Genomic DNA, 14,472 nt, shown 5'->3' on the forward strand with positions numbered 1-14,472 from the left:
CTTGTCGCCCTGAATGCCCTAAATGTTCTCCTCGCGTAGTTGGTCGATCTCTTCGCGTGAGACCCAGATCTGGTACACGCCGGCGTCGACCGTCTCCAGGCCCAGCGCCGCCGCGACCGGGGCGCGGCCACCGGCGTACTCCAGCCGCACCCAGCCGCTGTGCTCCCCGATGACGACGAAGGGCTCTCCGCGCCACGTGCAGTGCGTCCGGACGTACCGCAGGTCGTCCACCTCGGCGTCGCGGACCACACGCACGAAGCGGGCCGGGCCCACCTCGTCGAACCCCTCCGCGGGCTCGGTGGCGTAGAGCCGCACCTCGCCGTCGACGCCGGGTGTGGCGTCGTACTCCGCGCCGCGCCAGCGTGCGGTGTAGCCGTCGCGAATCACTCCGTGTCCCCCCAGACCAGCCGGTCGGCGTCCCAGCGCGCGACGAAGCGTTCGGAGGCGTCGCTGCCGATGGCGTACATCTCCGAGCCGTGCGGCAGGCGCATGCTGTCGACCTTGTACTCGCGGATGCTGCCGGCGCTGCCCGGCGCGAAGCCGTCACCGCCGAAAGGCGGGTGCTCGAGCACCCAGCCGCCGTCACCCCACGCCCGCATCGCCTCTTCGGTCTGCCCGCCGAACGGGATGCGGTAGAGCCCGGACCGGTACGCGGGCCAGCGGATGACGTGGACCTCGGTGTCGTCCGGGTGGAACGGCGAGCCCTCGCGCAGCAGGCCGAGGGACTCGTACAGCAGCTTCGGGGTGTTCAGGTCGACCACGTCCTGGACCCGGTGCACGAAGCCGGCCACCCGGTCGTACGCCTGCTCCAGGTGCCACGCGACCTGGTCGTGCGGCACGACCTTCTGCATGATGGCGAACGGCCCGCGCGGCGCCTCGGCCGGACGGTCGGCGGTGGCTTCGGGCCGTGCCCCGGCCTCCTGCGGCACGTCGGTACGCGCCGCCTCGGCGTCGTCCTCGCGGCGCGGCGCGCCAGAGAGCGCCGGAGCGTCGCCGAGCGGCACCCCACCCTCCAGCACGGGTGGCGGCATGTCCTCGGCCACCCGCTCCAGGCCGGCGACGGACAGCGCACGAAGCTGCTCACCGGACAGGACCAGCTCGATCGGCGTCCCCGGGTTGACCGACACGCTCCAGCCGTGATCCGGCCAGCCCGCCACGAGCTCGGCGAACGTCGGCATGACGAAGCCGGTCGTGCCGACCGCCGCCTTCATCCAGTCGAAGGAGGTGAACGCGAGTACGGACGGCCGCCCGCGTACGGGAACGGCCGACCACGGGAACGACGGGTCGCCCGGCCGGGTCTGCACGGCGGGCGGCGTACGGCTCCAGACCGGCAGGAACACCGTGGCGTCCATGAGGACCTTCACGACCATGTCGGCGTCGCCGCGCACGTCGAACATCTGGCGTTCGGCGTCGCTCTGCGCCGGGAAGTCGCGGGCCAGTCGTGCCGCCGCGGCGGCGTCGACCTGCTCGGCCATCGGGGTGACGCGGTCGCCGGGGACCGACGCGCCGATCGCGGTGCCGCCGTTGATGACGAGCTCCAGCGCCGGATCCGGCCAGAAGCGCAGCACCTTGGCGAGGTCGGACAGCACGAACGGGTGACCGCCCATCGCGTCGCGCATCCGCCCCGGCCCGGTGTAGATCGGCACGACGGGACGCCCGGAGGAGTCGTCGACGTACCACTGGAAGCCGGGGCGTCCCGGCGCCAGCATCGAGTCGCCGCCGTCGACGACCGGCACCCAGATCTGGCGGACGCTGAGCAGGGTCCGCAGGAACTCCTCGCGGTCGCCGCGCGTGGCCGCCTCGAACAGGCTCCGCTCCTCTTCGTCGAGCGGCGTGAACTCGGCGTCGGGGGTGAAGTGCAGCACGAGCGGTGACGCGTCCACGTCGAGCGGCCCGTCGAGCGGCGGCGGCACGTCGTACGCCGGGGCGGGTGGCGGCGTGCCCGGCGCGGCCTCGGCCGCCGGGTCGGCGGCGCCGGCCGGCACCGGCTCGGCGGGTACGGGCGCGGGCTCGGCGGCGGGTACGGGCGCGGGCTCGGCGGGGGCGGGCTCGGCCGGTGGGGGAGCGGGCAGGCCGGACTCGGGGGCCGGTGCGGGCTCGGACGGCTGAGGCACGGGCGGCTGAGGCGCGTCCTGCGCAGGCACGGCCGGGATGCCGTCGTGCACGGTCGTCTCGAAGGCGTCCTCAGAGGGGACGGGGCCCGGGTGCGCGCCGTTCTCCGCGGACGCCGGCGCGACCTGCTGAAGGGGCGCGGTCGGCGGCACCCGCTCCTGGAGCGGCGCGGCGTCCTGGAGCGGCGCCGGCGGCGCGGGAGACGCGTCCGGAGCCGGTGCGTCGCCCACCGGCGCGGGCGGAGCGGCCTGGATCGGCGCCTCCTGCGCGTGCTGCGCCTCGTGCGTGCCCTGCGGCACCGGGGAGGCCTGCTGGGCCGGCGGCGCGGTCTCCGCGCCGGGAGCCGCCGCGGCGTCCTGCGGCGGCGACTCGCCGGGAACCGGCGCGACGCCCGCGGTGAGCTGCCCGATGAACCAGGCCGGCAGGTAGCCCTCGATGGGCAGGCCGGAGTTCAGCGCGAGCCACCACTCCTGGTCGGGCCACGTGCGGGCCATGTCGGCCAGTGTCATTTGGACGAAGTGCTGGTAGGCCGGGCCGAGGCACGCGCGCCCGGCCTCACCGGAGGTGTAGGCGAGCACCTGCGTACGGCCCTCGCGGGTGCTCGTCGGCCACGTGAACGACCCCGGGTTGGCCAGCACCGACTCGGCCTCGCCCGGCGGCAGCGGAACGAAGAGTTCCGCGCCGCTCACGAGTTTGAAGTAGGTGTCCTGGTCGCCATCGCGTAGCGCGTCACGGAGCTGGTGTTCGAGCTGATTCGCGGGCTCCCACGCGTCGGTCAATGTCGCCACCCCCCGGAAGCTCGATAGCGGAGTGTCCACCGTACCCGGATGAAACCGGCGGTGCTTCGGAGTATGCCGAGTCTGGTGGGACGGCACGGCGCGCTCCGGACATCTGGGTCGCCCCGGCGGCACACTTCGTCGCTGACATGCGACTTTCAGTGACCGATCCGCCGCAGAGCGGTGAGCAGCCGGTCGATGTGCCGGTCGGTCGTGCCGATGCCGAAGCTCGCGCGCAGCGCGGTGCCGTCGCCGTCGTCGCAGCCGCCGGCGCCCTCGCCGAGCAGCCGCCGCAGGAACGGATGTGCGCAGAACTTTCCGTCACGAAGCCCAATGCCGTACTTCTCGGACAACTCGGTCGCGACGTCGCGTGCGCTGCGGCCGTCCACGACGAACGACACGATGCCGACCCGCGGGCTCAGGTCGCCCCACAGGGACAGCTCCCGTACGCCGGGGATCGCGGCCAGGCCGGTGCGCAGCCGGGCCAGCAGCCGCTCCTCCTCCGCGATGAGCGTGTCCCAGTCGGTGAGCGCCTCGCACGCCGCCGCGAGAGCCACGACGCCGAGGACGTTCGGCGTGCCCGCCTCGTGCCGCGCCTCCGGGTCGGTGGCCCAGACGACCTGGTCGCCGACGCTCGCGGTCGCGCCGCCACCGAACAGGTACGGCTCGGCGGCGCGCAGCCAGTCGGCCCGGCCGACGAGGCAGCCCGCGCCGAACGGGGCGTACAGCTTGTGCCCGGAGAACGCCACGTAGTCCACGTCGAGCGCGGTCATGTCCAGGGGCCGGTGCGGGACGAGCTGCGCCGCGTCCACGGCGACGCGCGCACCGTGCTCGCGCGCCACCCGGGCGAGCTCGGCGACCGGCCACAGCTCGCCGGTCACGTTCGAGGCGGCGGTGACGACGAGCAGGCGCGGACCGGCCGGGGCCGAGGCCAGTGCCTCGTCCGCGGCGGCGACCGCCGCCGAGGGCGAGACCGGGGCCGGGAGCCGGACGACCCGGCCGCCGCGCTGCCACGGCAGGAGCGTCGCGTGGTGCTCGGACTCGAAGACCACGACGGTGGTGCCCTGCGGCAGCGCGTGGGCGAGCAGGTTCATCGCGTCGGTGGTGTTGCGGGTGAACACGACCGCGTCGCGGCGCCAGGCGCCGACGAACGCGCGCACGGTGTCCCGCGCGCGCTCGTACCGGTCGGTGGTCACCTGCGAGGCGTGGCCCGCCCCGCGGTGGACGCTGCTGTAGTAGGGCAGGGCGGCGTCGATCGCCGCGCGCACGGTCTCCAGACAGGGCGCGCTCGCGGCGTAGTCGAGGTTGGCGTACGGAACGCTGCGGCCGTCCGCGAGGGGAACGGGCACGTCCTGACCGATGACCCGGAGAGGAGCGGGGGCGAGGTCGACGACGGCGGACGCAGGGGACATGGGTAACCTCCAGCGGGGACCAGGGACCCGCAGAGGGGTCCGCGCTTGTCCGGCACGGTCGTGCCGGACCTGGTCATCACCCGGGGCACCCCGCCACGGACGGAGGGTTGCCGGCCAGCTAGCCGGGGCTTGACGCTGGCGCTCATGACCTGACGGAGAGAATACAACACCCGCCCGAAGCGTCCCGTGGACAGGGCCTACGGGTGGGTGCTCCGGGCGGGTGCGAGCGTGCGGGGTCAGCCGTACAGGTGCGGGATCCGATGGCCGTGCCGCTGCAGGTTGCGCTGCGTCCCGCCGGTCGGCGGCGGGTCCGTCGGCTGGTCGCCACCACCGCCGCCACCGTCACCGCCGCCGTCCCCGGGCGGGCCGTCGGTCGGCGGCACCGGGTTCGTCGGGCCCGTCGGCGGCGGGGACACCGGCCGCGACCCGGTCGGGTGCGGGCGCGGGTTGACCGGGACGGTCGTCGACCGCCCGCCCCCGCCGGTGTAGACCGACGGCGCGCCGAACGACTTCGGCTCCAGGTCGAGCACCTGGTCGGCCTGCACCATGTACGAACGCCAGATCCGGGCCGGCAGGTCACCGCCGTACGAGGAGTAGCCGGGGATGGACAGCGGCTTGTTGTCGCTGCGGAAGATGCCGACCGAGGCCGTGAGCTGCGGGATGAACCCGTTGAACCACAGCTGCTTGCCATCGCTCGTCGTCCCGGTCTTGCCGGCGGCGTTCCGGTCGGGCAGCCCGGCGTTGGTGCCGGTGCCGGCGTCGACGACCTTCTGCATCGCGTACGTCGCGTCGCGCGCCACGGTCGTGCTGAACGCGCGCTTGCCCGGCTCGGTCACCTTGCGCGTCTTGCTGCCGGGCGCGGTGACCGACCTGATGACGTGCGGCGCGTGGTAGACGCCCTCCGAGGCGAACGTCGCGTAGCCCGCCGCCTGCTGCTCGACGCTGACGTCGGCGACGCCGAGCGGAAGCGTGGCGGCGTCCTTGTGCGGCTCGAGTTGCGCCGCCGGGATCCCGGCCTTCTCCGCCATCGACACCACCTTGCCCAGGCCGACCTTCTGGCCGAGGTTGACGTACGCGGTGTTGATGGAGTCCTGCGTGGCGGTGACGAGGTTGACCATGCCGAAGTTCTCGTTCTCGTCGTTGTGCAGCGCGACTCCGGCGAAGGTCTGCGGCGAGCTGCCGTCGACGTAGGTGTTGAGGCTCTCGCCGTCGTCCAGCGCGGCGGCCAGCACGTACGGCTTGAAGCCCGAACCCGCCTGGACCTTCGCGTCGAAGGCGTTGTTGAACTGCTGGTCGATGTAGTCCTTGCCGCCGTAGAAGGCGTTGACCTCGCCGTTGTCCGGATCGATCGACACGAGCCCGGTGAGGATCTTCTTCGACGTGCCGGTCGGCATGTTCTGCTTGACCGCCTGCCGCGCGGCGGCCATGAGGTCCTTGTCGAAGGTCGTCCGGACCTTCAGCCCGCCCATGTTGATCTGGTTGTCGGTGTAGCCCATGCGGCGCAGCTCGGCCTTGGCCAGGCTGACCATGTAGCCCTTGTCACCGGCGTAGATCGATTTCTGCTTCTGCTTGGCCGGGGTGGGGAACTTCATCGTCGCGACCTGCTGCTGGCTGATGGCGCCCATCTGGACCATGCCGCTCACGACGTACTGCCACCGCGACCGCATGTACGACTGGGCGCCCGGGATGGTGAGATCGCCGGCGTAGGTCGGCACCTGGATCGCCGCCGCGAGGTAGGCGCCCTCGGCGGGGGTGAGCTGCTGCACGTCCTTGCCGTAGTACGCCTGGGCGGCCGACTCGATGCCGTACGCGTCGCGGCCGAAGTAGATGGTGTTGAGGTACTGCTGGAGGATCCAGTCCTTGTCCTTCTCGCGCGAGACCTTCAGCGCGATCATGATCTCTTTGAGCTTCCGGCTTGCGGTGCGCTGCTGGGACAGGCCGCTGTAGTAGTTGCGCACCATCTGCTGGGTGATGGTCGAGCCGCCCTGCATCGAACCGCCGGTCAGCGTCGCCCAGACCGCGCGCGCCGAGCCCTTCACCGACACGCCCGAGTCGCTGTAGAAGCTGCGGTTCTCCGCCGAGATGACCGCGTCGCGCACCTGCGGGGGGACGACCTTCAGGTCGACCGGGCGGCGGTCGAAGTCGCCGGTGCGCGCGATGACCGTCTTGCCGTCGCTGTAGTAGAAGACCGACTGCTGCGCCTTGGCGGTGGGCTGGGCCGAGCTGGGGACCGGCGTCATCAGGTAGACGACGACGAAGCCGATGATGGGCAGCAGCACCAGGACGCCGAGCACGTACGCCGCGCGCCGCGCGTACTTGATGCGGCGGTCCTGCGGTTTCTTGGTCTTCTTTCCCGACTTTCCGGGCTTTCCTGGTGTGCCCTTGGAGGAGGCCGCGGCGAGGCGTACGCCCTGCGAGGGCTCCTTAGCCTCGTCCGCCTTGTCGTCCTCGGGCGGGATGATGACCGGCTTGGTCACGTCGGCCGGAGCGGGCTCGTCCGCGGAGTGCGTGCCGGGTTCGTCGGTGGAGCCGGGGGAGAGGGGGTCGTCGTCCGCGCCGCCGGACGGAGGGGTCTTCGCGGCGGTCGTTCCGTCGTCCTTTTCGCCGTCGTCGGCGAGTTCGCGTTCGTGCGTGTCGTCGTGCAGGTCGTCTTCGCCCCGTTCGCCGTCCGGTCGCTCGTCGTCCGCGTCGCTCGCACCGGCGGCGGTCGCGGGGCCGCGCTCACCGGCCGGGGTCTCCTCGGCGGCCGGGCCGGGATCCCCGGGCGCGGAATCCTCGGGTGCGGGATCGCCGGGCGCGGAGTCGCTCACCGGCGTCTCGTCCGCCGCGTCCTGGGGGCCGGCATCGTTGTCGGCGTCGTCCGTGACCTCGTCATCGCGTGCGACCACGTCGTCCTCGTCCGGCTCCCGTCGCGAGCCGTCACCGCCCGCGGACAGGTTCGCGTCACCGTTATTTACTGGCTTGTCAGACATTTCGGGCTCCCCAGCCCCTGATGACGTCGTTGATGTCGCTCATCCATCCCCCGTGACCTGCCGGAGTTCGCGAAGCCGCCCAAAGGGGCTCGGCTGATCGGTTCAACCGTATTGGGCGTCCGGGGTCTTGACGATCCTAAGCCAAAGAGGCTAAGGATCCTGTTAGGCGGTGGCCACTTTCACACCGCGCGGCCGGGCATTCTCACGCACCGGCTGCATCGCGTCCCTTGTCCGGCGACGACGGACGCCGAACGCGAAATTCCTCGTACGCGGACCGGTCGAACGAACCCGCGAGAGGCGCGAGCACGGCCGCGGCCGACAGCGCGGCGGCGTCGGTGAGGAGCCGCGGCCACGACACCGCGCCACCGGCGACCAGGCCCGCCGCGAGCGCCGCCACCACCGCGTCGCCCGCGCCGGTCGGGTTGCCGGACACCCGGCGCGGCGGCGGGGCACGGTGCACCCCGTCGGGGGTGACGGCGAGCAGCCCGTCGGCGCCCAGCGACACGACCACCGAGGGCGCCCCCAGCATCCGCGCGCCCGCGACCGGGTCGCCGGTGCCGGTCGTCTCGGCGAGCTCCTCGGCGTTGGGCTTGACCGCCCAGGCGTACGGCGCGGCGCGCAGCAGGGCCTCGCCGGACGCGTCCACGATCACCGGGAGGCCACGCGCGGACAGCCGGGCGGTCAGGCGGGCCACGGCCTCGCCGTCCACGCCGGGCGGCAGGCTGCCCGAGATCACCAGCACGTCGGCGTCCGGCACGCGCTCCTCCAGCGCCGCCCACTCGTCCGGGGCGACGGCCGGGCCGGGCTCGCCCAGCATCGTCGCCTCGCCGCCGGCCACCACGGTCACCGTCCGCCGCGTCTCTCCGGCGGACGGCACCAGGTCGTGCGCCAGCCCGGACGCCTCCAGCTCCATGCGTACGGCGTCGCCGGTCGGGCCGCCCGCCAGACCGAGGACGAGCACGTCGTGGCCCAGCGACCGCAGGACCCGCGCGACGTTCACGCCCTTGCCGCCCGCCCGCGCGTGCACCGCGTCGACCCGGTTCGTCTCGCCGGGGCGCAGCTCCGTCACCTCGTACGTGACGTCGAGCGCGAGGTTCGGCGTGATCGTGACGATCATGCCGTGACGACTTTCCGTACCCCCAGGTCGTCGTCCAGCACCAGCAGGTCGGCGCGGAGCCCGGGGGAGACGGCGCCGCGGTCGGACAGCCCCAGCAGGGCGGCCGGGGTGGTGGAGGACATGCGCACGGCCTCCTCCAGGGACAGGCCGGAGTCGCGCACCGCGCGGCGGAAGATCTCGGCCGCGGTCGCCGTGCTGCCCGCGATCGAACCGCCCTCGGTCAGACGCGCCACGCCCTCGCGCACCTCCACGTCGAGCCCGCCGAGCTCGTACTCGCCGTCGGACATGCCCGCGGCGGCGATGGAGTCGGTGACCAGCGCGGCGCGCCCGGCCCCGGCCGTACGGGCGACGTGGCGCACGACCGCGGGGTCCAGGTGCGTGCCGTCGCCGATCACCTCGACCACGACGCCCGGCGCGTCCAGGAGGGCCAGGATCGGGCCCGGTTCGCGGTGGTGCAGGGGACGCATCCCGTTGAACAGGTGCGTGGCCACCCGCGCGCCGGCGCGGATCGCCTCCCGCGTCACCTCGTACGTCGCGTCGGTGTGGCCGACGGCGGGCAGGGCGCCGGCCTCCCGGACCCGCCGCAGCGCGTCCAGGCCGCCGTCCAGCTCGGGCGCGATAGTCATCATTCGCACGTGCGGGACCTTGAGCAGCCGCTCGACCGTCGCGGGATCGGGGGCGCGCAGCAGTGTCGGGTCGTGCGCGCCCTTGCGCGCCGGGGACAGGAACGGCCCCTCGTAGTGGATTCCGGCGACGACCCCGTCGGCGGCGAGCTCGGACAGCACGGACGCGCGGCGTTCGAGGTCGTCCGGCGCCGCGGTGACCAGGCTCGCCACCAGCGTCGTGGTGCCGCGCTCGCGGTGGAACGCCGCCGCGCGGGCGCACTCGCCGGGGTCGGCGGAGTCGAACGACGCGCCGCCTCCGCCGTGGCAGTGGAGATCGACGAAGCCCGGAACGATCACCGCGCCGTGCAGGTCGGCGCGCTCCGGCACGCCCTGGCCGACGGCCGTGATCCGGCCGCCCGCGACCTCCACCCAGCCGGGTTCGAGGACGCCGTCCAAGGCGACGACCTTGTCCGCGCTCAGCACCGTCATTGCGTCTCCAACAGGTCGAGTGCCCACAGTCCGGCGCCCACACACCCCGCCTCGTCGGCGAATCGCGCCGTGGTCAGGCGCGGCCTGCGGTGGAACGTCAGGCGTGACTCGATGTCGTCGGCGAGAGGTTTCAGCAGCAGGTCGCCGGCGCGGGACAGACCGCCGCCGATGACGATGACCTCGGGCGCGGTCAGGACGGTCGCGGCGGCGAGCGCGGTGCCCAGCCAGCCGACCGTCTCGGCCCACACCGCCACGGCGTCCGGCTCGCCCTCGGCGACGAGCGCCGCGACCGCGTCCGCGGTCGTCTCGCGCCCGGTGCGCCGGGCGTACCGGCGCGCGACCGCCGGCCCGGACGCCACCGCCTCCAGGCAGCCCGTGCCGCCGCACACGCAGGGCTCGTCGGCGCCCACCGACATGTGGCCGATCTCCCCGGCGTAACCGTTGCCGACGCACAGGTGGCCGTCGATGACCATCGCGGCGGCGATGCCGGTGCCGATCGGCACGACGAGGGAGTTGCGCGCCCCTCGCGCCGCGCCGAGGCGCTGCTCGGCCGTGCCGCCCGCGCGTACGTCGTGGCCGACCGCGACCGGCAGGCCCGTGCGCTCCTGGATCAGGGCGCGGAAGGGCACGTCGCGCCAGCCGATGTTCTCCGACCAGACGGCGACGCCGGTCTCGTCGTCGACGATGCCGGGTACGGCGAGGCCGACCGCCTCGGCCCCGGGGGCCTGCGCGACCAGCTCGCCGACGGTGTCCAGGACCGCGGCGACGGCGTCCTCACCGCGCGGGGTGGGCCGCCGTACGGTCGCCGTCCGCTCCAGGGAGTGATCCATGACCGCGCCCTTCATCGACGTGCCGCCGACGTCGAGAGCGACGATCATGGGAGGACGACCGAGCGCGTGAGGGACCGCGGTCGGTCCGGGTCCAGCCCCCGGGCCCGCGCGCGGGCGACGGCCAGCCGCTGGGCGACGATGAGGTGCGCCATCGGGTCCAGGTCGCTCGCGGCGTACGCCGCCCCGGCGGCGGCCACGTCTTCGGCGAGCCCGTCGGGCGCGGGGCCGAACATCCAGGTCAGCCGGCCGGGCTGGGCGATGCTGATCGGCCCGTGGCGGTACTCCATCGCCGGGTAGGACTCGGTCCACAGCTGCGCCGCCTCGCGCGCCTTCAGCGCCGCCTCGTCGGCCAGGCCGACCGTCCACCCGCGGCCGAGGAAGGTGATCTGTTCGGCCTCCAGCCACTCGGGGGTGAGCCGTTCGCCGAGCGCGCGCGTCGCGTCGGCGTCCGGCACCGGGTCGCCGAGGGAGGCGCGCAGCAGCGCGAGCGCCGACGTCGCGAACCTCGTCTGCACCACCGACCGCTCGTCGGCGAACTCCAGGACGACGGTGCGGGTGCCGGCCGGTATCGGCGCGTCGGGCACGGCGGTGATCGCGGTGGTCGCGGCCGTCTCGGGCAGGCGCTCGATGGCCCGCAGCACCTCCGTGGTCGTGCCGGAGCGGGTGATCGCGACGTGGCGGTCGTATTCTCGTTCCCGGCCGGGGGGCAGCTCCGAGGCGGCGAACGCGTCGGTCACCCCGAGGCCCTTGGCCTCCCGGAGGGCGGCGTACGCCTTCGCCATGTACAGCGACGTGCCGCAGCCGAAGACCGCGACCCGCTCGCCGTCGCGTGGCAGCGCCTCCCGTACGCCGGGTAGCCGCTCGGCGGCCTGACGCCAGCACGACGGCTGACTGTCGATCTCCGCCTCGACGTGATAATCCGCCAAACCCGCCTCCACGCGTGCTCGTTCATGCGCGAATCGTGCTCGCATCATGCACTAATGAACACATACTCGCCAAGGGAGCGAAACCGCGCGAAGGCGGGTCCCGGGTCAGTGCCCCTGATGGCGGCTGACGTTGCGTTCGAGCAGGTCGAGGCGGCCGGCGACGCCGATGAGCCATCGGGCGGCCGGCCGTCGTCCCTTCGCGAGCCGGGTGAGCGCCTCCTCCATCGCGGACTGCGCGGCGAACAGGCACGGCGATCCAGGGGCGGCCCGTAGTGGGAGGCGGCGAAGCCGAACCCCGACACGAAGAGCCCGTCGTAGTGGCGGGCCGCGGCGGACGCGGAGAATGCGCCGATCTCTCCCGTCGATTTCACGCGTCACGCTGATCGATCGGGCCTTCGTCCCGGCGAAGCCATTGGCCGAATGGGGTAACCTCGCCGCGCATATAAGATCATTTCTATAAACGGCTTGACTTGTGCCTGTATTACGGGCGGACCCGCAGGTGGCGGCGGGGTCTCCGCGGTGTCCGGAAGCGGTCGCTCCGGGGATGTGTAAAGCCGTTCGGGCGGGCCGTTCGGCGTTCACCGTGTGCCGCATAGCAGGTCATTAGTCCCGATAGTGGACATGCCGCGAGGTATCCCATCTGGGTGCGCCGTCGAACGGCGGGAATCGGCCCGTTTCACGACTTCACCATGGTCACCCAATGTGATAGTCAAATAACGCTCAGCACATGCCGGGCGTCCGCCCCTCCCCGCCAGCCACACAAAGACCTGGAGCCGGTCATGCTCGTCTGCATTCTCGCCGTCGTCGCGGCGGTCGGCGTCGTCGTCGCGGCGGCCCTGCTGTTCCGCAAGTTCGGCCGCGGCTCCGACGACGGCGATCCCGGCGGCGCGACCGCGGGTCATGCCGGCTCGATGCTGTCGGCACTGTTCCTGCTGGTCTTCGCCATCGCGATCGTCGTCCCGTGGACCACCACCGACTCCGCGCGCGAGAACACCTACACCGAGAGTCGCGCGCTCGTCGAGGCGTACTGGGCGGCGGCCGCGCTCCCCGCCCCGCAGGGCCACGACGTGCAGGCCGACCTGCGCGCGTACACCGACCTCGTCGTGGGCCGCGAGTGGCGATCGATGGAGCGCGGCCACGTCACCGCCGAGGGCGACGACCGGCTCACCGCGCTCCGCGCGAAGGTCAACGCCCTGCCGGTGGCCGACGACGACCAGAAGGACGACCGCGACGCGGTCGTGGAGCAGCTCCAGGCCCTGGCCACGGCGCGCGGCCAGCGCGCGATGGACGCGAAGGCCCGCCCGCCCGTGGGCCTGCTCTACATGACCGTCCTCACCGGTCTCGTCGTGCTGGTCTTCCCGTTCATGGCGGGCGCCCGGCCCCGCGCGATGACGATCGTGCCGCTCGGCGTGATGGCGGCCCTGCTGGGCGTCGGCGTCTTCCTCGCGTTCGACATCTCTCACGTCTTCACCGGTGCACTGCGCGTCAAGCCCGACGCGTACATCACCGCCCAGCACGAGTTCCAGCAGATCCCGGAGAGCCGCTGATGCGCGTCGCCCCCACCCCTCGTTCCGCCGGCACCGCCTGCGCGGCCGTCCTCGCGGCCGGAACGGTCGTCGGCCTGACCGCCACCCCCGCGCTCGCGACCGGCACGCACCCCGACCAGACGTCCGCGACGCGCACCGACCAGCGACGGGCCCGGCCGCCCGAGGCCGGCGCGGCGACATCGCCGGGCTCTCGCGCGAGACCCGTCCGCTCCAGGGCGGCCGCCCCACGACCGCGCACCGGCACCTCCCGAGCCGAAGGCACGGAGCCGGAGTCCCCGGAGGAGGAGGCGCGCCCGGCGGTCGCGCCGATCCGGCCCGCTCAAGCGCCTGCGCGGCGCTCTCGGGGCCGAGACGCCGCCTCACCCGTCGCGGAGAGTCCCATCGGTGACCCGTCTTCGGCCGGAGCCTCCCGGCGGACGGACCCGGGCGCTGCGGCTGAGCCTCTCCGGCCCGGTCGGGGGCCCGCCGGGCGTTCTCCGGGCGGACCGCCCGTACGAGAGGGGAGCCCTCTCGGCGATCTGCTTTCCGCGGGAGCCTTCCCGCCGGCGGACGCGGGCGCGGCGGGCGTGCCCGCTCGTGCCGATCAACCGGCTGTGGAGCGTTCTGGGGTCCGGGACGCCGTGCCGTCCGCTCGGTCCGGTCGAGGGCCCGCCGGGCGTTCTCCGGCTGTTTCGCGGACGGACGTCGGAGCGTCGTCGTCCCTCCCGCTCGCGGCCGGAGGGGGTGACACGGTCGTCGCCGAGTCCTCGCGGCGGGAGCCGGGCGCGCCCAAGACGTCCGTACCGGAGGGGAGCGCTAACGATCCGGCGATCGCCGGAGCCTCTCCAGGAGTGCCGGTCTCGGCTCTCGACCCCGGCGGCGGTCCGCTGGCCCTGGTGGCCGCGCTGCGGCCGGGCGGCGGTCCCGGCCCCCTGTCCGTGCTCGCCGCCGACGCGGGGGCGGGCTCCGCGTCCTCGGTGGCCGCCGGGCGGCCGGACATCGCGTACGTGAGCGTGCGCGTCCTCTACCCCCTGTGCGTCGACCTCGGCGTGCTGAACCTCGTGACAGTGCGCGCGGAGCTCGGCGACTGCCGTCCGGCGCCGTCGCCACCCCCTGGGCCCCCCTCGCCCGCGCCGCCGGCTCCACCCCCGCCCGTGCCGCCGCCAACGCCGTCGCCGCCGAACCCACCCCCTCCGGCGGCTCCGCCGTCCGCGTCCTCTCCGGCCCCGGTGGCGCCCGTCGTGGATCGCGCCGTGCCGGCCGCCGCGGCACCCGCACCGCACCGGCCGTCCGCGCCGGTCACGGCGCCGCCTCGCAGGGCGTCCGTGCCCAAGGCCGCACCCGTGCCGCCCCGGCGCAAGAACCCGCTGACCACGCTGATGGTGCTCGTCGTCATCACGGCCGTCATCGCGGCGGGTGCCGGCGTGGCGTTCGCGGCCGCTCCGTGAGCGCGGGCGGGCCCGTGGCGACGGTCGCCGGCGCCCCGGGCAACGACCTGCGATTGCCTATTGTGATCAAAGGGATACACAACGTAATGTCATCCGCGAGCAAAGGTGTTAATTCAATGCCGGGCCAATCTGCCGCCCTTCCTGGCGGCGGCTTCGGTAGCTGAATTCACCCGTCGGGTTCCCCAGTCGGTACGAACACGGAATGGTGGTGTGTGTCGTGACGGAGTCGGCGCAGTCGGGTCTGGGTGTTGAGGGTTCG

10 protein-coding genes and 1 riboswitch are annotated in these 14,472 nt (G+C 73.5%); of the genes, 2 read left to right on the forward strand and 8 right to left on the reverse strand.

What is annotated here, in order from left to right; genetic code table 11:
• Nucleotides 1-18 precede the first annotated feature (18 nt).
• The 8 genes from ABEA10_RS33845 to ABEA10_RS33880 form a co-directional block, all read right to left on the reverse strand.
• Nucleotides 19-387, reverse strand: a complete 369-nt coding sequence (locus ABEA10_RS33845; protein ID WP_329255047.1) for a hypothetical protein — start codon at nt 385-387, stop codon at nt 19-21.
• Nucleotides 384-2,900, reverse strand: a complete 2,517-nt coding sequence (locus ABEA10_RS33850; RefSeq protein ID WP_345470921.1) for an SseB family protein — start codon at nt 2,898-2,900, stop codon at nt 384-386. Before ABEA10_RS33850 ends, ABEA10_RS33845 begins: the two co-directional genes overlap by 4 nt.
• A 146-nt stretch (nt 2,901-3,046) precedes the next feature.
• On the reverse strand, nt 3,047-4,300 hold the full coding sequence (locus tag ABEA10_RS33855; RefSeq protein ID WP_345470923.1) for an aminotransferase class V-fold PLP-dependent enzyme: 1,254 nt from the start codon (nt 4,298-4,300) through the stop codon (nt 3,047-3,049).
• Nucleotides 4,301-4,336: 36 nt separating this feature from the next.
• A riboswitch (SAM riboswitch) is annotated at nt 4,337-4,450 on the reverse strand.
• Nucleotides 4,451-4,536: 86 nt separating this feature from the next.
• Nucleotides 4,537-7,272 carry a transglycosylase domain-containing protein gene (locus tag ABEA10_RS33860; RefSeq protein WP_345470925.1) on the reverse strand — a complete coding sequence of 912 codons (2,736 nt, stop codon included), beginning with the start codon at nt 7,270-7,272 and terminating at the stop codon, nt 4,537-4,539.
• 202 nt (nt 7,273-7,474) lie between these two features.
• A complete protein-coding gene (locus tag ABEA10_RS33865; RefSeq protein ID WP_345470926.1) occupies nt 7,475-8,389 on the reverse strand; it encodes a 1-phosphofructokinase family hexose kinase in 915 nt (304 codons plus the stop codon).
• Entirely contained in the window at nt 8,386-9,483 is a 1,098-nt protein-coding gene (gene nagA / locus ABEA10_RS33870; protein ID WP_345470928.1) for an N-acetylglucosamine-6-phosphate deacetylase, read from the reverse strand. The genes ABEA10_RS33865 and nagA overlap by 4 nt, the downstream gene beginning before the upstream one ends.
• Complete coding sequence (locus ABEA10_RS33875; RefSeq protein WP_345470930.1) at nt 9,480-10,361, reverse strand: ROK family protein; 882 nt, start codon at nt 10,359-10,361, stop codon at nt 9,480-9,482. Before ABEA10_RS33875 ends, nagA begins: the two co-directional genes overlap by 4 nt.
• On the reverse strand, nt 10,358-11,239 hold the full coding sequence (locus ABEA10_RS33880) for an SIS domain-containing protein (RefSeq protein WP_345470932.1): 882 nt from the start codon (nt 11,237-11,239) through the stop codon (nt 10,358-10,360). Before ABEA10_RS33880 ends, ABEA10_RS33875 begins: the two co-directional genes overlap by 4 nt.
• A 779-nt stretch (nt 11,240-12,018) precedes the next feature.
• Between ABEA10_RS33880 and ABEA10_RS33885 the strand changes: the two genes are divergently transcribed.
• Nucleotides 12,019-12,786: a bestrophin-like domain gene (locus tag ABEA10_RS33885; RefSeq protein WP_345470934.1), complete on the forward strand. Its 768-nt coding sequence runs from the start codon at nt 12,019-12,021 to the stop codon at nt 12,784-12,786.
• 830 nt (nt 12,787-13,616) lie between these two features.
• Entirely contained in the window at nt 13,617-14,213 is a 597-nt protein-coding gene (locus ABEA10_RS33890; RefSeq protein WP_345470936.1) for a hypothetical protein, read from the forward strand.
• The last annotated feature ends 259 nt before the right edge of the window (nt 14,214-14,472 follow it).

The organism is Actinoallomurus oryzae (genome assembly GCF_039541955.1).
Lineage (GTDB): Bacteria > Actinomycetota > Actinomycetes > Streptosporangiales > Streptosporangiaceae > Actinoallomurus > Actinoallomurus oryzae.

Coding starts and splice junctions, on each gene's coding strand:
- ABEA10_RS33885 (WP_345470934.1), top strand. CDS start 12,019: ATGCTCGTCTGCATTCTCGCCGTCGTCGCGGCGGTCGGCGTCGTCGTC.
- ABEA10_RS33875 (WP_345470930.1), bottom strand. CDS start 10,361: ATGATCGTCGCTCTCGACGTCGGCGGCACGTCGATGAAGGGCGCGGTC.
- nagA (WP_345470928.1), bottom strand. CDS start 9,483: ATGACGGTGCTGAGCGCGGACAAGGTCGTCGCCTTGGACGGCGTCCTC.
- ABEA10_RS33865 (WP_345470926.1), bottom strand. CDS start 8,389: ATGATCGTCACGATCACGCCGAACCTCGCGCTCGACGTCACGTACGAG.
- ABEA10_RS33855 (WP_345470923.1), bottom strand. CDS start 4,300: ATGTCCCCTGCGTCCGCCGTCGTCGACCTCGCCCCCGCTCCTCTCCGG.
- ABEA10_RS33860 (WP_345470925.1), bottom strand. CDS start 7,272: ATGTCTGACAAGCCAGTAAATAACGGTGACGCGAACCTGTCCGCGGGC.